At 69.3% G+C, this 23,871-nt stretch carries 11 protein-coding genes; 8 read left to right on the forward strand and 3 right to left on the reverse strand.

The window, feature by feature from the left end:
• The first annotated feature begins 92 nt into the window (after positions 1 to 92).
• The 7 genes from HYG95_RS22705 to HYG95_RS22735 all read left to right on the forward strand — a co-directional run bounded on the left by HYG95_RS22705 (position 93) and on the right by HYG95_RS22735 (position 20,048).
• Positions 93 to 13,415, forward strand: a complete 13,323-nt coding sequence (locus HYG95_RS22705; protein WP_181700862.1) for a non-ribosomal peptide synthetase — start codon at positions 93 to 95, stop codon at positions 13,413 to 13,415.
• The gene (locus tag HYG95_RS22710; RefSeq protein ID WP_181700864.1) at positions 13,412 to 14,428 is read left to right on the forward strand and encodes an ATP-binding cassette domain-containing protein; all 1,017 of its coding nucleotides are present in this window, start codon (positions 13,412 to 13,414) and stop codon (positions 14,426 to 14,428) included. Before HYG95_RS22705 ends, HYG95_RS22710 begins: the two co-directional genes overlap by 4 nt.
• Positions 14,425 to 15,243, forward strand: a complete 819-nt coding sequence (locus HYG95_RS22715) for an ABC transporter permease (RefSeq protein WP_181700866.1) — start codon at positions 14,425 to 14,427, stop codon at positions 15,241 to 15,243. The genes HYG95_RS22710 and HYG95_RS22715 overlap by 4 nt, the downstream gene beginning before the upstream one ends.
• Positions 15,243 to 16,031, forward strand: a complete 789-nt coding sequence (locus HYG95_RS22720) for an ABC transporter permease (protein WP_181700868.1) — start codon at positions 15,243 to 15,245, stop codon at positions 16,029 to 16,031. Before HYG95_RS22715 ends, HYG95_RS22720 begins: the two co-directional genes overlap by 1 nt.
• 130 nt (positions 16,032 to 16,161) lie before the next feature.
• On the forward strand, positions 16,162 to 16,965 hold the full coding sequence (locus HYG95_RS22725) for a VOC family protein (protein ID WP_181700870.1): 804 nt from the start codon (positions 16,162 to 16,164) through the stop codon (positions 16,963 to 16,965).
• A 96-nt stretch (positions 16,966 to 17,061) separates the two neighbouring features.
• Positions 17,062 to 18,813, forward strand: a complete 1,752-nt coding sequence (locus HYG95_RS22730; RefSeq protein ID WP_181700872.1) for a PQQ-binding-like beta-propeller repeat protein — start codon at positions 17,062 to 17,064, stop codon at positions 18,811 to 18,813.
• 143 nt (positions 18,814 to 18,956) lie between these two features.
• Positions 18,957 to 20,048 carry an ABC transporter substrate-binding protein gene (locus tag HYG95_RS22735; protein ID WP_181700874.1) on the forward strand — a complete coding sequence of 364 codons (1,092 nt, stop codon included), beginning with the start codon at positions 18,957 to 18,959 and terminating at the stop codon, positions 20,046 to 20,048.
• 58 nt (positions 20,049 to 20,106) lie between these two features.
• On the opposite strand, the gene HYG95_RS22740 is transcribed toward HYG95_RS22735, so the two are convergent.
• From HYG95_RS22740 to HYG95_RS22750, 3 genes are read right to left on the reverse strand one after another with little or no spacing between them, the layout of a single operon-like run.
• Complete coding sequence (locus HYG95_RS22740) at positions 20,107 to 21,624, reverse strand: tripartite tricarboxylate transporter permease (protein ID WP_181700876.1); 1,518 nt, start codon at positions 21,622 to 21,624, stop codon at positions 20,107 to 20,109.
• Positions 21,625 to 22,149: a tripartite tricarboxylate transporter TctB family protein gene (locus HYG95_RS22745; protein WP_370465890.1), complete on the reverse strand. Its 525-nt coding sequence runs from the start codon at positions 22,147 to 22,149 to the stop codon at positions 21,625 to 21,627. It lies immediately after the preceding gene.
• Complete coding sequence (locus HYG95_RS22750) at positions 22,146 to 23,153, reverse strand: tripartite tricarboxylate transporter substrate binding protein (protein ID WP_181700879.1); 1,008 nt, start codon at positions 23,151 to 23,153, stop codon at positions 22,146 to 22,148. The genes HYG95_RS22745 and HYG95_RS22750 overlap by 4 nt, the downstream gene beginning before the upstream one ends.
• Positions 23,154 to 23,274: 121 nt before the next feature.
• Here HYG95_RS22750 and HYG95_RS22755 point away from each other — a divergent pair.
• Positions 23,275 to 23,871: alpha/beta fold hydrolase (locus tag HYG95_RS22755; RefSeq protein ID WP_181700881.1), on the forward strand; the 597-nt coding region annotated here is incomplete at its 3' end.

A 23,871-nucleotide genomic window follows, 5' to 3' on the forward strand; every position in this document is an offset into this window, starting at 1 on the left:
GGTCTGCTCCCCACAGGTCCAGAATGGAGCCTGAGCGCAGTACCAAGCGGTCGGGGACACCGGGCTCCAGAAATGAAAACGCAGGTCAGCTCATGATCCAGCCTTCTTCGCGAGCGTCCGACACCGCGCCCGAAGATCCTTTCCCCCTGTCCGCCGCCCAGCGGGGCATCTGGTTCGCCCAGCACATCGCGGGCGATACTCCCCTGTCCATCGCCCAGTACGTCGAACTCAGCGGCGCGATCGACCACGCGCTGCTGACCGCGGCCGTGCGGCGCACCGGTCGCGAGTTCGGCACCGGATTCGTGCGCCTGGTCGATATCGACGGGCAACCGCATCAACTCGTCGACCCGACCCTGGACGCCGACATCGCCGAGCTTGATCTGCGCGGCGAACCCGATCCGGAAGTGGCCGCGCACGCCTGGATGCGCGCCGAGTACTCCGCGCCGCTGGACATGACGCGTGACCGTCTGGTCCGCCTGGCGATGCTGCGGATCGCCGAGGATCGCTGGTTCTGGTATTCGCGGATGCATCACATCGTGCTCGACGGGATGGGTGCGCTGGCGCTGGTCCAGCGCACCGGCGAGCTGTACAACGCCGCCTTCGAGGGCCGCGAGCCCCCACCGGCCAAGGCCGAGCCGTTGCAGCGCATCGTCGAGGCCGACCTGGCCTACCGCAGCTCGGACCGTTTCGCGGCCGACCGTGAGTACTGGCGCACCCATCTGGCCGACCTGCCCGACCCGGTCACCCTCGCCGGTCGTGCCGCCGAGGTCGACAGTCATCCCACCCGGGTGGCAGGCGCGCTGCCCGCCGAGACGAGCGCACTGCTGGATTCGGTTGCCGCCGAGATCAATTCGGGGGTCGCACCGACCGTGGTGGCCGCCTTCGGCGCCTATCTCGCCGCGATGACCGGTGCGCCCGAAGTCGTGCTGAGCCTGCCGGTGTCGGCGCGGACCTCCGCGACGCTGCGCCGCTCGGGCGGCATGCTGGCCAATGTCGTCCCGCTGCGGGTCCGTCTCGAACCGACCACCACGGTGGGTGCGGCGATCCTCGCCGTGCAGAGCGAGCTCACGGGGGCGCTGCGACGGCAGCGGTACCGCCAGGAGGACATCATCCGCGATCTGGGCTGGTCGATGGACGAGGCGGTGTCGTTCGGGCCGGCGGTGAACCTGATGATGGTGGACACCAAGATCGCGCTCGGCCCGGTCGTCGGCCGCCTGCATGTGCTCACCTCCGGCCTGATCGACGATCTGTTCGTCAACCTGTATCCGGGGATGGGTGGCGAGAGCACCCATATCGATCTCCAGGGCAACGGCAACCTCTACAGTCCCGCGGAGCTGGCCGCGCATCACGACCGTTTCCTGCGGTTCCTGCATCGTTTCCTCGCCGCGGGCCCCGAGGCGCCGCTGTCGTCGGTCCACGTGCTCGCCGATGCCGAGCAAGCCGTCTCGGTGCCCGCGCGCGGCGCGGCCGGGATCGCGCAGCGCACCCTGCCCGAGATCCTCGCCGCGGGCGCCGCGATCGATCCCGACGCGGTGGCCCTGCGCTGGGGCGTGGACGACACGATGACCTACCGCGAGGTCGACGACTACACGAATCGCCTGGCCCGCGTGCTCATCGCAACCGGTGCCGGACCGGAACACGGTGTGGCGCTGTCGATTCCGCGCTCGGCCGAATCGACGCTCGCCACGATCGCGGTCGCCAAGTCGGGTGCGCCCTTCGTCCCGATCGATCCGACCTATCCGGACGACCGGATCGAGCACATGATCGACGACAGCGCGGTGGTGACCGGCCTGACGGTGACCCAGGCACGGAAATCGTTGTCCGACAAGGTCGACTGGCTCTGCCTCGACGACGAAGTCACCGTCGGCCGCGTCACCGCGCAGCAGGCCACACCGATCACCGACGCCGACCGGACCGCCTCGATCCACCCCGATCAGGTCGCCTACGTCATCTACACCTCGGGCTCGACCGGATTGCCCAAGGGCGTGCTCGTGTCGCATCGCGGACTGGCGAATCTCGCCGCCGGTTCGGGTGCGGGTTTCGGTGTCGATCCGGGTTCTGTTGTCGCGCACGCTGTTTCCCCGAGCTTCGACATCTCCGTGGAGGAAATCCTGGTGACGCTTGCGGCCGGGGCCACCCTCGCTGTCGTGCCGCCGTCGGCCTACGCGGGCGAGGACATGGCGCAGGTCTTGCGCGCGCACCGCGTGACCCATCTGAACGTGACCCCGGCGGTCGTCGGCTCGCTCGATCCGGCGACCCTGCCCGACCTGTCCACCATCGTGGTCGGTGGCGACGCCTGCCCGCCCGAGCTCGTGTCGAAGTGGGTCGGGCGCAGGCTGCTCAACGGGTACGGCCCCACCGAGACCACGGTCACCGCCACGCTGAGCGAACCGCTGACTCCGGGCGGCCCGGTCACCATCGGTGGGCTCGCCCGTGGGGTGAACGGGCTGGTGCTCGATCCGTGGTTGCGGCCGGTCGCGCCGGGCACGGTGGGTGAGCTGTACCTGTCGGGCCCCGGGGTGGCGCGTGGTTACCACCGGCGCGGCGGTCTGACCGCGAGCCGCTTCGTCGCCGACCCGTACGCGCCGGGAGCGCGCATGTACCGCACGGGCGACCTGGTGCGCTGGACCGCCGACGACGGCCGGTTCACGCTGGAATACCAGGGCCGCAGCGACTTCCAGGTGAAGGTGCGCGGATACCGGATCGAACTCGGCGAGATCGATGCCGCGCTGCAACGGCTGCCCGCCGTCGACTTCGCCATCACCCTCGGTGTCGAGACACCGTCCGGCGCGACCGCTCTCGCCGCCTACATCACCGTCGAGCCGGGTGCCGATGCACATCCGGAGGCGGTGAAAGCCGCTGTCGGCGAGACCCTTCCGGCGTATATGGTGCCCGCCTCGGTGATCGTGCTCGACCGGGTTCCGCTCACTCCGCTCGGCAAGGTGGACCGCAAGGCCCTGCCCGCACCGGATTTCGGCGCCCGAGCCGTGGCAAGCAGGGCGCCGTCCACACCGCGCGAGGAAGCCCTGGCCGCCCTGTTCGCCGAGGTGCTCGGGGTGGACACGGTGGGGGTGGACGACAGTTTCTTCGCCCTCGGCGGTGACAGCATCGTGTCCATTCAGCTGGTCTCGCGGGCGAAGGCGGCGGGGATCGCGTTCAGCGCGCGCGATGTGTTCGAACGCAAGACCGTGGCCGCGCTGGCCGCGATCGCGGGCGACGCCGAGGCCACCGTGGTGCACGAGTTGCCCGGCGGCGGTGTCGGCGCGGTGGAACTCACGCCCATCGTGCACGCCATGATCGAGCACGGTGAGCCGTGGGGTCGCTACGGTCAAGCCGTCCTGATCGGGCTGCCCGACGGCACCCGCCGCGAGACCCTCGCCGCGGCGCTCGGAGTGCTGCTCGATCATCACGATCTGCTGCGCAGCTCGCTGCGCGACACCGGGGAATGGGTTGTCGCCGAGCCCGGTTCGATCGACGCCGACAGTCTCGTCGAGGTGATGCGGTCGGATTCCGACGACGATGTCGACCGCGCATTGCAGGACGCGGCGGACCTGCTCGATCCCGCCGCAGGCGTCGTGGTGCGATGCGTGCTGATCGAACGCACGGATGCCGCTCCGCTGTGCTGGCTCGTGCTGCACCACCTCGTCACCGACGGTGTGTCCTGGCGAATCCTGCTGCCCGACTTGGCAATAGCCGCCTTCGGTGGCACGCCCGCTCCGGTCGGGACCTCGTTCCGGCGGTGGGCACACGCTCAGGCGGAACAGGCAGCGCTGCGTGCCGGCGAGCTGCCCGTCTGGCAGCGGATCGCGGCCACCCCCGACCCGGCGTTCGGCCGCGACACCTTCGATCCGTCCCGCGATGTGGTCGCCACCATGGCGCAGCTGCGATCGACCGTCCCCACCGAGGTCGCGCATGCGGTGCTCACCGCCGTTCCCGAGCGATTCCATTGCGGCGCGGACGATGTACTGCTCGCCGCGCTCACCATGGCGGTGTGCCGCTGGCGCGCGCGCACGGGCACCCTGCTGACCCTGGAAGGTCACGGCCGCAGCGAATCCCTGCTGCCCGGTGCCGATATCGGCCGCACCGTCGGCTGGTTCACCACCGTCTACCCCGTCGCGATCGACCTGGCGGGCATCGACTTGGACGATGCGTTCGCAGGCGGCGACTCGGCGGGCTCGGTCGTCAAGGCGACCAAGGAGCAGTTGCGCGCCGTCCCCGATCGGGGCGTCGGCTACGGACTCCTGCGGTACCTGAACAGTGAGACGGCACCGGCCCTGGCGGACGCGCCGATGCCCCAGCTCAGCTTCAACTATCTGGGCCGGGCGGTCACCGGCGAGGACCCCTGGCTGCCGCGCCGCTTCGCCGCGACCAACGACGACCGCGCGCCCCTGGCCGCCGTCGTCGACGTCAACGCCGTGCTCACCGAGGCGGGGCTGGAGGTCACCTGGGCGTACGCGGGCAGGCTGCTCGGCGAAGCCGACGTGCGAGAGCTGAGCGAGCTGTGGTCACAGGCACTCGACGCACTGGCCGACCATGCGCGCACCGACAGGGCAGGTGGGCGCACACCCTCGGACTTCGCTCTCGTCACGGTCGATCAGTCCCAGATCGACAACTGGGAGTCGACCTATCCGAACCTCGCCGATGTGTGGCCGCTCTCGCCGCTGCAGTACGGACTGCTGTTCCACGCGCTCTACGACTCCGACACCGCCGACGGCTACACCGTCCAGTCCCTGCTCACCCTGGCGGGCACCGTCGACAGCACCCGCCTGCGCCGCGCGGCCCAGGCCGTGGTCGACCGGCACGAGAACCTGCGGGCGGCGTTCGTCGAAACCGCCGACGGACCACGCCAACTCGTCCTCGCCGAGGCCGAGATCCAGTGGAACGAGATCGATCTCACCGATATCGCCGAGGAACAGCGGGAGCTCGAGCTCGACCGCGTTGTCGAACTGGACGCGCTCACCCGCTTCGACCTCACCCGTCCCCCGCTGCTGCGGTTCACCCTGATCACGACGGCGCCCGACACGTACCGCCTCGTGATGACCAACCACCACCTGGTACTCGACGGCTGGTCGACGCCCCTGCTGGTCCGTGAACTGCTCGCCCTCTACGTCACCGCGGGCGACACCGCACCGCTGCCGCCGCCTCGGTCCTACCGCGAATTCCTGTCCTGGCTCGCGGAGCAGGACGCCCAGGAATCGCTGGACGCGTGGACGCGGTCGCTGGCCGGGATCGACACCCCGACCCGCGCGGTCCCCACCCTGGCCGGGATCGAGTCGACCGAGACGGCGATGATCTCGCGCGATCTGCCACGCACCACCGTCGCCACTCTCGAATCCGCCGCCCGCGCCGCCGGTGCCACGGTGAACACCCTCGTGCAGGCGGGTTGGGCGCTGGTGCTCACCATGCTCACCGGCCGCACCGATGTGGTGTTCGGCAGCACCGTGTCGGGTCGGCCGCCGGAGCTGCCCGGCGTCGAGGAGATGGTCGGGCTGTTCATCAACACGCTGCCCGTGCGGGTGACGCTCGACCCCGGCGAGCGGGTCACCGACCTGCTGGCCCGGGTCCAGGCCGAGCAGGCGCGGCTGATGGACCACCAGCATGTAGGGCTTGCGGCGATCCATCACGCTGTCGGGCTGGCCGAATTGTTCGACACACTCACCGTTTTCGAGTCCTATCCGATCGACCGGGCGGCGCTGTCACAGGCCCTCGACATCGCCGGGATGCGCGTACTGGACGTGGAGGGCACCGACGCCACGCCCTATCCGTTGAACCTCATGGTGATTCCGCTGCGCGGCGAGGACGACGCGGGCGACACCTTGCGCATCACCGTCAAATTCATGGCCGATCAGCTCGAACACACTGCGGCACAGTCCCTTCTGGACCGGTTCGTCCGACTCCTCGGTGAGCTCGCCGAGAATCCGGGCATCCCGGTGGCCCGTCTGCAACATTGCGACGACGACGAAAGGGCCTCGCTGGCACCGGTATACGGTGCCCCGGCGCTGCCGATGCGCACCCTGCCCGACGTACTGACGGCGGGCGCCCGCATCGACCCCACCGCGATCGCGGTCAGTTCGGGCGACCTGCGCATGACCTACGGCGAACTCGACGCCTGGTCGAACCGGTTCGCGCGGGTCCTGCTGGGCCGGGGCATCGGGCCCGAGGTGTTCGTCGTGCTCGCCCTGACCCGATCCCTGGAGTCGGTGGTGGCGGTGTGGGCGCTGGCCAAGACGGGCGCGGCGTTCGTGCCGCTGGACCCCAGCTACCCGGTGGAGCGGATCGAGCACATGCTCGCCGATTCCAAGGCGCCCATCGGTGTCACCGTCACCGAGACCGGCGAGACCCTGCCCGGATCCATCGACTGGCTGCTGCTGGACGACCTGAACACTCTGCGCCGGGTCATGCTGGTGTCGGACGCGCCGATCACCGATGCCGAACGCGGCGGACCCCTCGACATCGACCACACCGCCTACCTGATCTACACCTCCGGATCGACCGGCAAACCGAAGGCGGTCCTGCTCAGTCATCGCGGCCTCGCCAATCTCGTTGCCGCCCAGCGCGAAACGCTCGCTCTCGATCCGTCGGCGAGTGCGTTGCAGGTGGCCTCCCCCAGCTTCGACGCGTCGGTCTTCGAAATGCTCACCGCGCACGCGGCGGGTGGCCGGCTCGTGGTGTCCCCACCGGAGGTGTACGGCGGCAGCGAGCTGGAGACGTTGCTGCGCACCGAACGCGTCACCCACGCGGTCATCACGCCGTCGGCTCTGGCCACGATGGAACCCACAGACCTCACCGACCTGCGGGTACTCGCGGTGGCGGGCGAGGCGGCCACCCCCGAGCTCATCGAGAAGTGGGCCGCGGGCAGGCGCATGGTGAACCTGTACGGGCCGACCGAGTTCAGTATCTGGGCGACCGGTCCTGCCGAACTCGTGGCCGGTGCGCCGGTCACCATCGGTGGGCCGATTCGCGGTGCGGCGGTGGTGGTGCTCGACAGCTGGTTGCGACCGGTCCCGGTCGGTATCGCCGGTGAGCTGTACCTGTCGGGTCCCGCGCTGGCCCGCGGTTACTTCAACCGCTTCGAGATGACCGCCGGTCGCTTCGTCGCCGATCCGTTCGGCGCGCCCGGCGAGCGCATGTACCGGACCGGCGACATGGTGCGCTGGGTGACCGACGCGGACGCCCAGCTCAGCTTGGAGTACCTGGGCCGCAGCGACTTCCAGGTGAAGATCCGTGGTCTGCGCATCGAGCTCGGTGAGATCGACGCGGTGCTCTCGCGCGACGAGGAGGTCGACTACGCGGTCACCATCGGGCGCGGAGGGCCGGCGGGCGCTACCGTGCTCGTGTCCTATGTGCTGCCGGTCCCGCACGTCGAACTCGACACCGAGCGGTTGCGGGCGCGGGTCGCGGCCGAACTGCCCGGTTACATGGTGCCCGCGTATGTCGTCGTGCTCGACGACATCCCGCTCACACCGGTCGGCAAGCTGGACCGCAAAGCCCTTCCGGTACCGGACTTCTCGGCGGCCCGGCTGGCGTATCTGGCACCGCGCACGCCCGTAGAACAATCCGTTGCCGAGGTCTTCGCCGAGGTGCTCGGCAGCGAGCGGGTGAGCGTCGACCAGTCGTTCTTCGAACTGGGCGGCAATTCGCTGAGCGCGACCAAAGTGGTGGCGCGGGTCAATGCGGCGCTCGGCTCGACCATCGCCCTGCGCGACCTGTTCGACGCGCCGACGGTGGCGCAACTGTCGGCACGGGTGATACCCGCCGCGGAGGGCAGTCCCGGACGGCCCGCGCTCGCGCCCCGGGTGCGCCCGGACCGCATTCCGCTGTCCCCGGCCCAGCAGCGCATGTGGGTGCTCAACCAGCTGGATCCCGCCTCGTCGGCCTACAACATCGCGATCGCGCTGCGCCTCACCGGAACCCTGGATGTCGAGGCCATGCGCGGGGCGCTCATCGACGTGATCGACCGCCAGGAAAGCCTGCGCACCCGCTACCCCGCCGACGCCGAGGGCCCACGTCAGGTCGTCGTCGGTATCGACACCGCCACGCCGGTGATGCCGCTGATCGAAACCGAAGACGGTGCCGCACTGCGTGCTCGGATCAACGAGCTGGCGGGCACCGGGTTCGACCTCACCCGCGAGGCACCCCTGCGCATCGGACTGTTCGCGGTTCGTCCCGCCGCCGTGAGCCGAGATCGGGACACCGAACCAGTCGACAGCGCGCTGTCGGACTCGTCTCCGGCCATGCCACAGCGCCCTTCTGCGCACACGCAGCGCGCTGGAGCCGACCGGTCTGCCCGGCCATCGGGCAACGAAACCGCTGATGGTGTGACCGAGCACGTCCTGGTTCTCGTGGTGCACCACATCAGCGCCGACGGTGCGTCGATGGCGCCCTTGGCCGCCGATCTGGTCGCCGCGTATTCGGCGCGGGTCGCGGGCGAGGCACCCTCGCGGCCGCCGCTCGCAGTGCAGTACGCGGACTTCGCGCTGTGGCATCGCGAACTGCTCGGCTCCCCCTCGGAGCCGGAATCTCTTGCCGCCCAGCAGGTTGCGTACTGGCGTGAAACGCTCGCCGGCGCGCCGGACGCATTGGAACTGCCCTCGGACCGGCCACGCCCCGCCGTGCAGACGATGCGCAGCGACGACGTGGACTTCGGCATCGACGAGCAGACGCACCGGGCACTGATCGACTTCGCCGCCGCCAACCAGGTGAGCGTCTTCATGGTGGTGCACGCGGCGCTGGCGGTCCTGCTCGCCCGGCTCGGCGGCAGCGACGACGTCGTCATCGGCACGCCGATCGCCGGCCGGGGCGATGCGGCCCTCGACGACCTGGTCGGGATGTTCGTGAACACCCTCGCCCTGCGCACCGCGGTCGACCCCGGCACCGATTTCCGGCAACTGCTCGCCGCCGTCCGCGCCACCGACCTCGACGCGTTCGCCCATGCCGACGTGCCGTTCGAACAACTCGTCCAAGCCCTGGACCCCACCCGGTCCACCGCGCATCACCCGCTGTTCCAGGTGTCGTTGTCGCTGCAGAACTTCGTCGAACCGGTCCTCGAGCTAGCCGGGCTGCGTTTCGAGGTCGAGGATTTCGACCGGCGCTCCTCGGCCTTCGACCTCACCCTCGACCTGCGCGAACGCTTCACCGATTCCGGTGCGGCAGGTATCGACGGCGTCCTCACCTACGCGACGGACCTGTTCGACCCGGCCACCGTCGTCTCTTTCGCCGACCGCTGGAAGCAGGTACTCACCACCGTCCTCACCGCCCCCGACACCCGGCTGTCCGACATCGACATCCTCGCGGAAGCCGAACGCGCCGAACTGGTTCCGGTGCGCGGGCCCGCCACCGCCGGAACAACCACCCTTGCCCAGCTGCTCACCACCACAGCGACCACCTACCCCGACCGTCCCGCCTTGGTCGCCGGCACCATCGGCACGACGACCTACCGCGCCCTCGATGCCCGCTCCAACCAGCTGGCCCGGCTGCTCATCGCGGCGGGCGCGCGCACGGAAACCGTTGTCGCCCTGGGCCTTCCTCGTTGCCCCGAGCTGCACCTCGGCATCTGGGCCGCGGCGAAGGCAGGCGCGGCGTTCCTGCCGGTCGATCCGAAGCATCCGGCCGACCGCATCGAGCACATGCTCACCGATTCCGGTGCGCGCGTGGGGATCACCCTCGCCGAATACCGACCCGCGCTGTCGGACGCCACCCGCTGGCTGATCCTCGACGACCCGGACTTCGCCGCGCGCCTGGACGCCGCCGACGACAGCGCGCTCGAAGACCTCCCGGCACCGATCAGGGTCGAGAACCCGGCCTGGATGATCTACACCTCCGGGTCGACCGGTATCCCGAAGGGCGTCACCGTCACCCACCATGGCCTGGCCGATCTGGTCGCCGCCCAGCGCGCCGATCTGCGTTCGGACGTGCACGCCCGCGTCTTGCAGGTCGCCTCACCGAGTTTCGACGCCTCGATCTTCGAGGCGCTGATGGCCTTCGGCTGTGGCGCCGCCGCCGTCATCGCTCCGCCGGACGTGTTCGGTGGGGCACCCCTGGCCGAACTCATCGCGGCCGAGGGGGTGACCCACATGGTGATCACCCCCTCGGCACTGTCCACCATCGATCCCGCCGAGGTGTCGAGTGTGCGGGTTCTCGCGGTGGCAGGCGAAGCGGTCGGTCCCGACCTGGTCGCGCGGTGGTGCGGTGGCACCGACGGGCGGACGATGGTCAACCTGTACGGCCCCACCGAATACACCATCTGGGCAACAGGTTCCGGGCCGCTGTCGGCGACGGAGCCGGTCACGATCGGCACTCCGTTGCGTGGTGCCGCGGCACTCGTGCTCGACGACCGGCTGAGCCCGGTACCGGTCGGCGTCGCGGGTGAGCTCTACCTCGCAGGCACCGCCTTGGCGCGTGGTTACCACGCCCGGCCGGGGCTCACGGCGGCCAGGTTCGTCGCCGACCCGTTCGGCGCCCCCGGTGACCTCCTCTATCGCACCGGCGATCTAGTGCGCTGGTCCCGTGGTGTGTCCGGGCTCGCCCTGGAATATCTGGGCCGCACCGATTTCCAGGTGAAGGTGCGTGGTCAGCGCATCGAGCTCGGCGAGATCGACGCGGTCCTCAGCGGCATCGATGGAGTGGAAGTGGCTGTGACACTTGGTGTTCCCGGCCCGACCGGAGCCACCGCGCTCGCCGCCTACCTGGTGCGCGTGCCCGGGGCCGAACTGGATATCGACCGCGTCCGCGCCCTGGCGGCCGACAGCCTGCCCGCGTACATGGTGCCCGCGGCCTTCGTCGTCCTGGACGAGATCCCGGTGAACGCGGTCGGCAAACTGGACCGAAAGGCGCTGCCCGCACCGGTATTCGTCACCGACGAGGCGCCTTATCGAGCACCGCAGACTCCGACCGAGAAGATGCTGGCCGAGGTGTACGCCGAGCTGCTCGGCCGCGATCAGGTGGGCATCGATGATTCCTTCTTCGCGCTCGGCGGCGACAGCATCCTCGCGATCCAGCTGGTGACTCAGGCCAAGCTGCGCGGTGTGCACTGCACGCCCCTGCAGGTGTTCGAACACCGCACCGTGGCCGCGCTCGGCGCCGCGATCGACGCCGCCGACACCGTCGAAGCGCTCGCCGAACTGCCCGGCGGTGGCACCGGAGACCTCCAGCTGACCCCGATCGTGCGGTACATGGTCGAACGCGGCGGGGACTTCGACCGGTTCGCCCAGACGGCAGTCCTCGAACTGCCCGTGGGCATCGACCGGGCCGCGCTCGTCGCCACGCTCACGGCCGTGATCGACCGGCACGACATGCTCCGATCGCGGCTGTGGGCGAGCGCGGACGGCTGGCGGCTGCGGGTCGCCGAGCCGGGGTCGGTGAACGTCGACGCCCTGGTGCACCGCACCGCGTTCGACTCCGCCGCCGACCCGGTCGACCTGCGGGAATTCGCGCAGACCGAACTCGACACCGCGATGAACCGGCTGCGTCCCGCCGATGGTGTCGTGCTGCAATTCGTGTGGCTCGACCCGGTCGGTGATGCCGGTTCGCACACCCGGCCCGGTCGGCTGATCGTGGTGGCCCACCATCTCGCGATCGACAGCGTGTCGTGGCGAATCCTGGTGCAGGACTTGATCGCCGCCTGGGCTCAGGTCGCCGCGGGCACCACACCGGTGCTGCCCGAGATCGGCACCTCGATGCGGCGCTGGTCGCACGCCCTCACCGAACAGACGAACTCCGAACGGCGCGAATCCGAACTCGGCTACTGGCAGCAGGTGGTGAACGGTCCCGACCCGCTGCTCGGCACGCGGCACCTCGATCCGGCGATCGATCAGGCACACACGGTGCGCCGTTTCGGCATCGAGGTCGACGAGGGCACCACTGCGGCGCTGCTCACCACCCTGCCCCGGCTGTTCCAGGGGACGGTCACCGACGCGCTGCTGGCCACCCTCGCCCTGGCCCTGGTCCGATGGCGGCTGCGCCGCGGCGTCAGCGAGCGTTCGGCGCTGCTGCGGCTGGAAGGCCACGGCAGGCAGGAGGAGATCGTGCCGGGCGCCGACCTGTCACGAACCATCGGCTGGTTCACCACCCTGTACCCGGTCCGGCTCGATCTCGACGGCGTCGATGTCGACGAGGCGTTCACGGGCGGGACCGCGATGGGTGCGGCCATCCGGGCGGTGAAGCACGACCTGCTGTCGGTGCCGGACAAGGGCATCGGCTTCGGGATGTTGCGCTACCTGAATCACACGACCGCACAACAGCTTCCGGCTCGGCTACCCGGCCAGATCTGCCTGAACTACCTCGGCAGGCACACCTCCGTCGAGATCCCCGTCGGCCTCGAAGGGCTCGGCTGGCTACCCACCGACGCGCTCGGCGACCTGGCCGCACCCGAGCACCAGGATGTGCCGATCATGTCGGCCGTCGACATCAACGCTATGGTCACGGGCGAACGCCTGCACGCCGAATTCGGCTACGCCGCAGAACTACTGGCCGAGGAAGACGTCACCGAGCTCGCCGCCCTGTGGACTGACGCGATGCGCGCGGCAGCCCGCTTCGCCGAAACACCCGCCGCTCGAACCGCTTCGGCCGACGAAGCCGCCGCGATGACAGCCCGCACCGCCGCACCCACCAAAGCAGGACCTGCAGGCCTCGGTCTCGACGTCCTGCTGCCGATCCGGCCCGGCGGCGACCGCCCCGCCCTGTTCTGCGTCCACTCCTCCTCCGGAATGTCCTGGAGCTACCTGGGATTGGCCGAGCAACTACGCCCGGGACGACCGATCTACGGGCTGCAAGCGCCCGATCTCAGCGGCCGGGAACCGTCGGCTCGGTCCATCGAGGAATTCGCCCACCGCTACGTGCGCGAGATCCGCGCCGTCCAGCCGACCGGCCCGTATCACCTGCTCGGCTGGTCCTTCGGCGGCCTGATCGCCCACGCCATGGCGGTCGAATTGGCCGCGGCGGGTGAGCGAGTCGGGGTGGTCGCGCTCCTGGACACCGACACCGCCGACATCGACGGTGACACCATCGAACGCCTCTCGCCCGGTGCGTTCGTCAACACCTTCGGGGCGATCTTCGGCATCGACGATGTCCCCGCCACCTCGACGGCCGAGGAGGCGGCCGACCTCATCACCGCCCGGCTCGGCGGCGTCGAACTCATCGACGCCGCGACCATCGAGCGGATGGCGGGCTCCTACAACGCCTCCGCGGGGACGAGAACCGGCTACCGGCGCCCCGTCTACCAGGGCGATGTCCTCTACTTCAGCGCCACCGTAGACCCCGCCGAATGGATGGGACCCGACGGCTGGCGGCCCTACGTGACCGGCGACATCGTCGACCACGACGTCGACGTGTCCCACGACGACCTGACCAACCCCTACGCACTGTCGGTGATCTCGCCGGTGCTCGACGACCACATGGAAGCAGGAGACCGGATATGAGTGTCGAACACACTGTCGTACACAGCCCTGCGCACACCGGCACCGGTGGCGTCGTCGTCGAGGGGATCGAGAAATCCTTCGGGGAGGTGCGCGCCCTGCGCGGCATCGACTTCGAGGCCGCGCCCGGCGAGGTGCTCGGCATCCTCGGCCCCAACGGCGCGGGCAAGACGACCATGGTGAACGTCCTGTCCACCCTCGTCATGCCCGACCGTGGCCGGGCGACGGTCGCCGGCCACGATGTCGTCGCCGACCCGGCCGCGGTGCGCAAACGGATCATGCTCACCGGTCAGTACGCCGCGCTCGACGACATGCTCAGCGGCTACGAGAACCTGGTGATGTTCGGCAGGCTGATGGGTCTGCGCAAAACGGACGCCCGCGCCCGGGCCAGTGAGCTCATCGCCGAATTCGACCTCGACCAGGCCGCCGATCGACGCGTCGGCACCTACTCCGGCGGTATGCGGCGCCGCATCGATATCGCCTGCGGCCTGGTGGTTCGGCCCGACGTGGCGTTCCTCGACGAGCCGACCACCGGTCTCGACCCGCGCAGCAGACAGGGCGTCTGGGATCTGGTGCGCAGCTTCAAGAGCGCGGGCATCACCACCCTGCTCACCACCCAGTACCTGGAGGAGGCCGACGCCCTCAGCGACCGGATCATCGTGATCGACCACGGTGTGGTGATCGCCTCGGGTACCGCCGACGAGCTCAAGCACCGCACCGGCGGCAGCTACTGCGAGATCGTGCCGCTGGATCTGCAGGAGCTGCCCGCGATCGTGGCGGCGCTCGGCACCTTGCTCCCCGCCGAGCACCTGGCGGCCCTCACCCCGGAATCGGACCGCATCACCATCCCCGCCCCCGACGGTGCGAAAACGCTCGCCGAAGCCCTGCGGCGGCTCGACAACGCCGGGCTCGAACTTGTCGACATCGCCCTGCGACGGCCCTCGCTCGACGACGTGTTCCTCCAGCTCACCGGTCACCTCGCCTCGACCGAAGCCGCACCGCAGGCCATCTCATGACCGCCGCCACCTGGCAGACGCACTGGCGCGCCGCCCCGAACACGCTGCAGCAGTGGTGGGTACTGACCACCCGGCTGATCGTGCCGTCGGTCAAATCCGGTGAGGTGCTGGCCTCGCTGCTGGCACCGGCAGCCTTCACCGCCAGCTTCTACATTCCGTTGAAGACGGTGATGTCGTTCTCCGGCAACGGTTTCAGCAGTTACGCCCAGTACATGATGCCGCTGGTCATCTTGCAGGCGGCGGCGTTCACGGCCATCTCGGCCGCGTTCCGATCGGCCACCGATTCCGTCGCCGGGATCGACCGGCGATTCGCCTCGATGCCACTGCGGCCACTGGTTCCGGTGGCGGCTCGGATGTCGGGCAACCTGTTCCGGCTGCTGCTGGCGCTGGCGGCGGCGATCGCGTCCGGTTACGTGATCGGGTTCCGGTTCCGGCTCGACGCCGCGCACACCCTCGGGTTCCTGGCGCTGTCCCTGCTCATCGGTATCGCGTTCACCCTGGGCGCCGATGTGATCGGCACGCTGTCCAAAAGCCCGGAGACCACCTCGCAGGCGCTGATGCTGCCGCCGTTGATCTTCGGCATGCTCTCGACAGGTCTGGCACCGGCCGACCAGTTCCCCACCTGGGTCCAGTGGTTCGTGCGCAACCAGCCCGTCTCGCAGTTCGCGACCGGACTACGCGCGCTCGCCGGTGACACCAAGGCCGACACCGGCGCGGTGACCTGGTCGCTGATGGGCCCGTCGCTGTTGTGGCTGGCCGCGATCCTGCTGATCTGCACCCCGGCGGCGATCCGGCTGAGTTCGAGGAGGGCGTGATGACAACGCAGTCGGAGACCTCACCGGTGGCACTGGTCCGGCAGACGACGATCCAGACCCAGCGCCTGCTGCTGCGCTGGGCCCGCAATCCGATCACCGTGCTCGAGGCGTTGTTCATCCCGTGTCTGCTGCTCGTGATGCTCGACATCGTGGTCGGCGGCCAGATCGAGCGGTTCACCGGGGAGAACGCGCTGTCCAGCTCGGTCCCGATGGTCGCGATCGTCGGCGCCCTTTCCGGTGCCGTGGCGAGCGGAGTACTGCTCGGCCGCGAACGCGACGCCGGGCTGCTCGCCCGCTTCTGGGTGCTGCCCGTGCACCGGGCCTCCGGCCTGGCCTCCCGCATCCTCGCCGAGGGATGCCGCATCCTGCTCGGTACCGTCACCGTCGTGATCGTCGGGGTGCTGCTCGGCTTCCGATTCCAGCAGGGACCGCTGGCGGCGCTCGTCTTCCTGCTGGTCCCGGTGGTTTTCGGGCTGGCCTTCGCCACCATCGTCACCGCCGTGGCCGTCTACACGGCGAAGTCCTCGCTGGTGGAGGGGATCACCATCCTCACCTCGCTGATGATGTTCTTCAGCACCGGATTCGTGCCGCTGGTCGCCTTCCCCACCTGGATCCAGCCGCTCGTCCGCAATCAGCCGATGTCGGTCGCCGTCGATGCCATGCGCGGCCTCGCCGACCACGGGCCCGTCGCCCGCCCACTACTGCTCACCCTCGCCTGGTCGGCCGGTGCGATCCTGCTGTTCGCCGTGCCCGCCGCCATCGGCTTCAGACGGGCCAGCCGCCGCTGAGGTACCCCGACGCTCCTCCGCATGGCGGGCCGGTCGACGGCGATGATTTTTCACGCTCCGGCGCGTCTTCATTGCAGACGGTGTGCTCGCCTGCGACCGTCTGCGAAGTCCCTTCAGCCGAGGAGTCAGCATGCAGTTCACCCCGCAACCCGGCGATCCCACCTGGATCGACCTCTACACCTCCGATCTCGACCGCGCCATCGCCTTCTACGGCGAACTGTTCGGCTGGACCGCCGAACGCGGCGGGCCGGAGTTCGGCGGGTACACCACGTTCAGCAAGAACGGCGTCGCCGTCGCCGGTGCCATGAGCCGGATCGAGGACGAGGGCGATCCGTACCCCGACCGCTGGACCGTCTACCTGCACTCCGACGACGCGGCCGCCACCGAACAGAAGGCCGCCGAAGCGGGTGGCAACGTGTTCGTGAAGGCGATGGAGATCCCCGGTATCGGCACGATGGCCGTGCTGGCCGATGTGGGCGGCGTGGGTGTCGGCGTGTGGCAGCCGGGACCGTTCCCCGGTTTCGGCGAGATCGGCCGGGTCGCCGACGGAGTCTGGCAGGACGCGGCAGGCCTGCCGTCCTGGTTCGAACTCATGACACGCTCCTACCCCCAGTCGCTCGACTTCTACCGCGAGGTGTTCGGCTGGCACGACACCTTCACCGTCGCCGACACCGACGAATTCCGCTACACCACCCTGCACGCCACCTCCCCGATGCTGGGTGGGGTGATGGACGGGCAAGGCCATCTGCCCGAAGGAGTACCCGGCGCGTGGGCGGTGTATTTCGGCAGCGACGACACCGACAAGACGGCCGAGCTCGCCGTGTCCCTCGGCGCGAAGCTGGTCTTCGAGCCGATGACCACGCCCTACGGCAGGACCGTCGGTCTCACCGATCCCACCGGCGCCCACTTCAGCATCGGCAGCACCGCCCGCTGACCGAGGCGGTGACGTTTCCGCGTCGCCACCCCCGGCGCTAGTCTCGACGCGACGCCCGAGCGGGGCGGTAGCGAACGAGTTCTTGTGTGGGGGAAGATGTCCGAGGATCAGCCGACCGAACGCGCACGTGCACTGCGGTCGATACCGATACTCGCCGGTCTGGTCGGTGCCGTACTCCTCGCCGGGGGTGTGGCGCTCGCGCTCTACAGCCAGTTCGTAGCGGCGCCGATTCCGGTGCCGTTCAACGGCGACTTCAGCGAGACCGCCGATTTCCCGTTCCGTCTGATCCGGGGAACCCTCGTCGTCGCGGGCGCCGCGGCGCTGACCGGTGCGGTGGTGTTCGCTCTCGGGCGTCGCGGTGACGAGCGTGCCGCGAGTGTCGGTGCGGGCGGTGTACTGGCGATACTCTTCGTCCTCGGTGGGGGCCTGTGGTTCGCGGTTGCGGCGGACATCCCGTCGACCTATCAGCGGCTGACCTCGGACTTCGTCGTGACACCCCGGGCATCGTCCGCGATCGCATCGCTCGCCCTCGCCATCTCGGGCGCATTGCTGATCTTCGTGTTCGTGGTGAAGCCGACCGGCCCGGCGCCGCGTTGGTGGGCGCTGGTGGCGGCGCTCGTCGTCGGCGTGATCCCGGTGCTCGGCGCCGCGGGCGGCGCGGTCCGCTTCGGGGACGACAGCGTCGCCGGCGATCACGTCACCGCCGCAGCGGCACCGGAGGCTGCCGCGCCCGCGGTACTCGGGTCCGAGAAGTTCCGGCTCCAGATCCCTGCCGAACCCGATCTGGGTCACCGAATCCTCGTCACCCGAAGCGGTTTCGTCGTCGCGACGCCTGCGGGCCTCACGCAGTACGACGGGGCGACGGGAACCGAACGGTGGCACTACCGGCGCAGCGATATCAGCACCGACAGCGTGTGGCACGCGTACGACCAGACGATCTACCTGCGCGCCGAGGACGTCGTGCTGACCAACTGGGCGAACATCGGCTGGCTGGCATTCGACGCCGCCACCGGCGAACTGCTCTGGACCGGAGGGGATTTCGCTCGCGATTCTCGTTCCGTGGCCGAGGGACACTTGCTGGCCACAGCCTCCGACTCGCTCGGGCGGGTGACCCGCTACGACGCCAGGACCGGGCGTGAAATGTGGCGCATCCCAGGCGAATCGGACGCCTGCACCGCCAGGCCGCCGCATGTCGCCACCACTACGACAGCGATCTACCGTGTGGTGATGTGTGACGCAGGAGGGGATGCGACGGTGGTCGTCACCGCGTTCGATCCGATGTCCGGAGAGGTTCGCGACCAGCGCAGCTTCCCCACTCCAGGGGCAAAGCAAGATTTCGATATCGACGTCCGCGTTTTCGACAGCGGCGTCGTCTGGGTGAAGCGCTGGCGGGAGGGGGCGGACACCGAAATCTTCGTGCGACCGGACCAGCCGCTGACTTCGAGCGTCGTCGTGTCGACGCGCGATGACAGCGACGTGGACGTAGCGGACAGCACCGCAGCCCTGGTCAGCTACAACCCGGACCGGCAAGGACTGCGCGAGCTCTGGGCAGCGCAGTCGACAGCCGACGCCGCCATGTCGACCGAACTCGAAATGTCCACGCCCCAGGACCGGCGGGTGCTTCACGACAAGCGCTCGGCGCTGCTCACCGACCAGATCGTCATGCTGAACTGGGACGACGGATACAAGCTGCGGACCTGGGACCGGTCGACCGGCCGCGAGAGCCGAGCCGTACTCGTGGCCGCCGGTCCATACGCGGACCCGTGGGTCGCCACCACCTCAGGATCCTTGCTGGTGATCTCGACCGACCGCCAGAGTAACGACTCCGAGGTCATCGGCTTCGGCTGATCGCGAACTGCCACCGAGCCGCGCGGCATTCGACCGGTCCATCAGCAGGTGCGATAGGTGGTCGCACGTCTGCGGACGATTAGTTCCGCAACGACCCTCGGCCCCCGGCAGGCCCGCCGACCCAACCCAGTACCCTCGTGCGCATGCCGGTGAGCGCCCGAGAACGCACCCGATTCCGTCGCACCGCCACGCAGGGTCGTCGTGACCGCTCGCGGGGCGCGCTCGTCGTCGCCGCGTTGCTGTGCGTCGTCGTGGTGAGCGCGGGTTGCGCGGACAAGCACGACGACGCGAGCACGATCATCCGCACCACGACCAATATCGCCGGTGCCGGTGTGGTCGGCGCCGACCGCGATACGGCGACCGCATGTCCGACGCCGAGCGCACCCGACGCGGGGTCGGGTACCCGCTCGGTCACGCATTCGGCCGGGGTCACGGAGGTGCCTGCCGACCCGCAGCGCATCGTCGTGCTCACCAGTTCCGCTCTCGACGCGGCGTGTGCGCTCGGTCTGTGGGAGCGGGTCGCGGGCGCGGTGACGCTCGACGGTGAACGTCCGCAGCCGATGTACCTCGGGTACGGCGTGCTGAAGGTGCCGAGTGTCGGCCCGATCGGCGCGCCCGACCCGGCGCGCGTCGCCGAACTGAAGCCCGACCTCATCCTCGGCGATGTCCCCCCTGACGCAGGCGGTTACGAGGCGCTGCGTGCGATCGCCCCGACCGTGCTGGTCGGCAGCGGCGGCAGCTGGCAGTCCGATTTCGTCGCCTATGCCGCCGGTATGGGCCGCACCGCCGCCGCCGACAGTGCCCTGCAGTCCTATCTCACCGAGGCCGAGGACGTCGGCACCGCGCTGCACGCGAACCAGTCCCAGGCCTCGGTGCTGCGTTTCACCGCCGACACGATCCAGGTGCAGGGATCGGAAACCTTTGCCGCCCAGGTCCTTTCGGATGCCGGTGTGCAGCGTCCGCAGGCGCAGCGCGGCACTTCGTTCGACATCACCCCCGACGACTTCTCGACCAAGGCCGAGGGCGACATCATCTACGTGATGTTCGACGGCCCCGACGGCGAGGAACATGGCAAGAAGGTGCTGCGCTCGAAGGAATTCGAGAATCTGGGCGCCGCGACGGATCGCCGGGTCTTCGCCGTGGACGACAAGATCTGGCACACCACCGGCCTCACCGCCGCGCGCGCCGTGCTCACAGATCTGCGCAACAGCCTCAACGGCTACGTCACCGACTGATCGGCGCACAGCAAACGTCCAACGAGTTCCAGGGTGGTAGTCGTCCGCCTCGCCGGGGTCATTCCGGCGCGTCGGCGCGCACGCCGCGGCGCAGCTTCAATTTGTTGAACACACCGATGGCGACGACGCCTGCCAGCAGCACGTACAGCGTGATCGTGATCGGGGTGCTCACCAGCGTCAGGGGGTCGTTGCCCGAGTTGTTCATCGCGGCCCGCAACGAGGTCTCCGCCAGTGGCCCGAGGATCACCGCGATGAGCACCGGGGCGATCGGCACGTCGTAGCGGCGCATCGCGAAACCGATCGCGCCGAGCACCAGCATGAACACCACGTCGACGATCGATGCCGCCGCAGCGTACACACCGAAACACGCGAACACGGCGATCCCCGCGTACAGGTATTCGCGCGGGATCTTCAGCAGATTCGCCCAGAGCCGGGCGAAGGGCATGTTCAGGATCAGCAGCACGATCATGCCGATGAACAGGCTCGCCATCAGCGCCCACACCAGGTCGCCGTTGCGGCTGAAAAGCAGTGGGCCCGGCTGCATTCCGTACTGCTGGAACGCGGCGAGCAGCATCGCCGCCGTCGCCGAGGTCGGCAGGCCGAGCGCGAGCAGCGCGCCCATCGCGGTGCCCGCGGTGGCGTTGCCCGCCGCTTCCGGTGCGGCCACACCGCGGATCGCGCCCGTACCGAACTTCGGCTTGCGGCTGCGGCGGTCCAATCGTTGCTCGGCACCGTAGGCGAGGAAGGTCGGCACCTCCGCGCCGCCTGCGGGAATCACACCGAACGGCACACCGAAGGCCGTGCCACGGGCCATCGCCGGCACCATTTCCCGGAACTCCGAGCGCGTCAGGTAGGGCCGTCCCTGCGGGGCGATGAGCGTGCGGTCGTCGGGTCGCCCGATCCGGGACGCGACGTACAGGACTTCACCGATGGCGAGCATGGACACCGTGATCACCACGACGCTCACCCCGTCGAACAGTTCCACACTGCCGAAGGTGAACCGCTGCGCCCCGCTCACCTGATCGGTGCCGATCACAGACAGCGCCAAGCCGATGAGCAGTGCGGCAATGCCTTTGAGCACCGAATCCGACACCACCACCGAGATCGCGACGAACGCGAAGACCGCCAGCGCGAAATACTCTCCCGGACCGAACCTGGTCGCCAGATTCGCCAGGTGCGGCGCGAAGAACACCACGAGCACGGTCGCGATCAGCCCACCGAAGAACGCTCCGACCGCCGCGGCCGCCAAGGCCTGTGGGGCGCGGCCGTTGAGCGCCATCCGGTGGCCCTCGATGGACGTCGCTATTGCGGTGGAGTTGCCGGGTGTGTTCATCAGGATGCCGGAGATCGAATCACCGAACAGACCACCGAAGTAGATGGCGGCCATCATCACCAGCGCGGCCAGCGGGTCGAGCGTGAACGTCACCGGCAGCAACAGCGCCACCGCCATCGCCGAACCGAGCCCGGGCAGCACGCCGACAGCGGTGCCGATCACGCAGCCGAGCACCACGTAGAGCAGATTCACCGGGGTCAGTACGCTGCCGAAACCCTCCAACAGGTTTGCGATCTCGTTCATCTAGAACAGTCCCATCACGCCGGGCGGCAAGCTGATACCGAGCAGACCGCCGAAAACCAACTGGATGGTCGAGGACAGGGCAAGGCCGACAAGGATATTGAGCCCGTACCGCCTGCTGCCGAGGCCGATGGTGACACCCCAGAACGTCACCGCGCCCGCGATGATCCACCCGGCCGGGAGGAGCAGCACCGCGAACATGACCAGCGACGCGAAGGTGATGCCGGTGCCACGCCAATTGCTGGACAGGCCGATGATCGGGCGGCCGTTCTCGTCGAGCGGGATCTCCGGCCTGCGGATCACGCTCACCGCCAACAGCACCGCGAAGACCAGGCACAGCACCGCGGCAAGCAGCGGCACCGTTTTCGGGCCGAACAGTTCGCTCTCGTCCGCCACCTCCATGTCGGCGATACCGGCGAACAGGAACGCCGCCAGCGCGACCAGCAGCAGCGGCATGATGAGCGCGCTCCACCCGGGCCGCCACCACGAGCGTGACACCGACGCCGGTTCGGGTTCGGTGGTACTCACGACAGCCCCAGGTCTTCGACGATCTCGGTGATCCGCGTCTGTTCCTCGGCGAGGAACTGTCGGAACGGTTCGCCTGCCAGGAACGTCTCCTGCCACCGGTTGCGGGCGACGGCGTCGCGCCAGCTCTCGGTGCGGGTCATCTCGGTGACGATGTCGATCAGCTCCTTCTGCTCCTGCTCGCTCAACCCCGGTGGGGCCACGAACCCGCGCCAGTTCACGAGATCCACCTGCGGGTATCCGGCCTCGGCCATGGTCGGGGTCGCTTCGAGTCCGGGCAGCCGGCCGGGCGCGACCACGGCCAGCGGCCGCAACCTGCCGTCTTCGATCAGGTCGCGGAAGTCGTTGAAACCGCTGATCCCGATGCCAGGGGTGCCCGGGGCGGTCGAGAGCAGGTTGATCGTCAGCTCGCCGCCGCCGGCGTACGCGGCGTAGCGCACCTGGGCGGCGGGGATGCCCGCGGCCTCGGCCAGCTGGGCGGCGAGCATGTGGTCGATCCCGCCGGCCGATCCGCCGCCGACCGGTGTGGTGGCGGGGTTGGCTCGCCAGTCGCGGATCAGGTCGTCGAGGGTGCGATAGGGCGAATCGGCGGGGACGACGATCACTTCGAAGTCCTCGGCGAGCCGGGCGATCGGCGTCATATCGGCGAGCTCCACGGGCGAGCCGTTGCGTGCGATGCCACCCATCATCACGGTGCCCGTGACCATAATCGTCGTCGCCACCCCGGTCTGCGTGGACAACTGACCGAGCCCGATCGTGCCGCCCGCGCCGGGCACGTTCACCACCTGCACGTTGTTGACGATCCCGTCGCCACGCAGCGCCTGCTGGGCTTCGCGGGCCACCAGGTCCCAGCCACCGCCCGCGGCGGCGGGCGCGATGACCGTCAGCTTGGCCCGCGCATCGGCACCGTGCCCCGACCGGTTGGCATCCATCCCCGCCGCGACCACCAGGACCACGACTCCGAGGACACCGAGGAGCCAGCGAATTGAGCGGGGAACACGGTGCATCGGGGTCCTCTCACCAAACGTCTGCCGAAAGTTTGCCCGAGTCGGGTCGCCGCTGTGCACAGAACGCGCAACAATTCGCCGACGGATCCGGCCGCGCGCACCCACGGTTACCCTCGTGCTCATGCCCGTGCAGCGCGACAGTTCCGTCATCCATTTCACCGACACCGGCAGCGGCGAGCCGATCGTGCTGTCGCACGGATTCCTCATGGACGCAACGATGTTCGACCGCACCACCGCGCGACTCACCGCCGCGGGACTGCGGGTGATCGCCGTCGACGCGCGCGGTTTCGGCGAGACCGTCAGCGACCCCGACGAACCGTTCACCTACTGGGACCTGGCCGACGACATCGCCTCGGTACTCGACCATCTGGGCATCACGGACCCCGTCATCCTCGGCGGCATGAGCCAGGGCGGCTACACGGCCCTGCGTTTCGCCCTGCGCTACCCCGACCGCACCAGGGCCCTGGTCCTCGCCTCGACCACAGCCCGCGCCAACACAGTCGAGGAATCCGCCCAGTACCGCGCCATGGCCACCGCCTGGACCGATCCCGCCATCCCCCTCGAACCCCAGGCCCGCGCCCTCGCACCCCTGCTCATCGGCGGCACCGACGCCGACCAGGAACACTGGATCCGCCGCTGGCTCACCGACCCCGACCGCCCCCGCCCCGCGACCTACCCGTCGCTCCTGGTGCTCATCCGCGGTCTCCCCCGCCCGGTT

It is taken from the genome of Nocardia sp. GTS18 (genome assembly GCF_013839555.1).
Classification (GTDB): Bacteria; Actinomycetota; Actinomycetes; order Mycobacteriales; family Mycobacteriaceae; genus Nocardia; species Nocardia rosealba.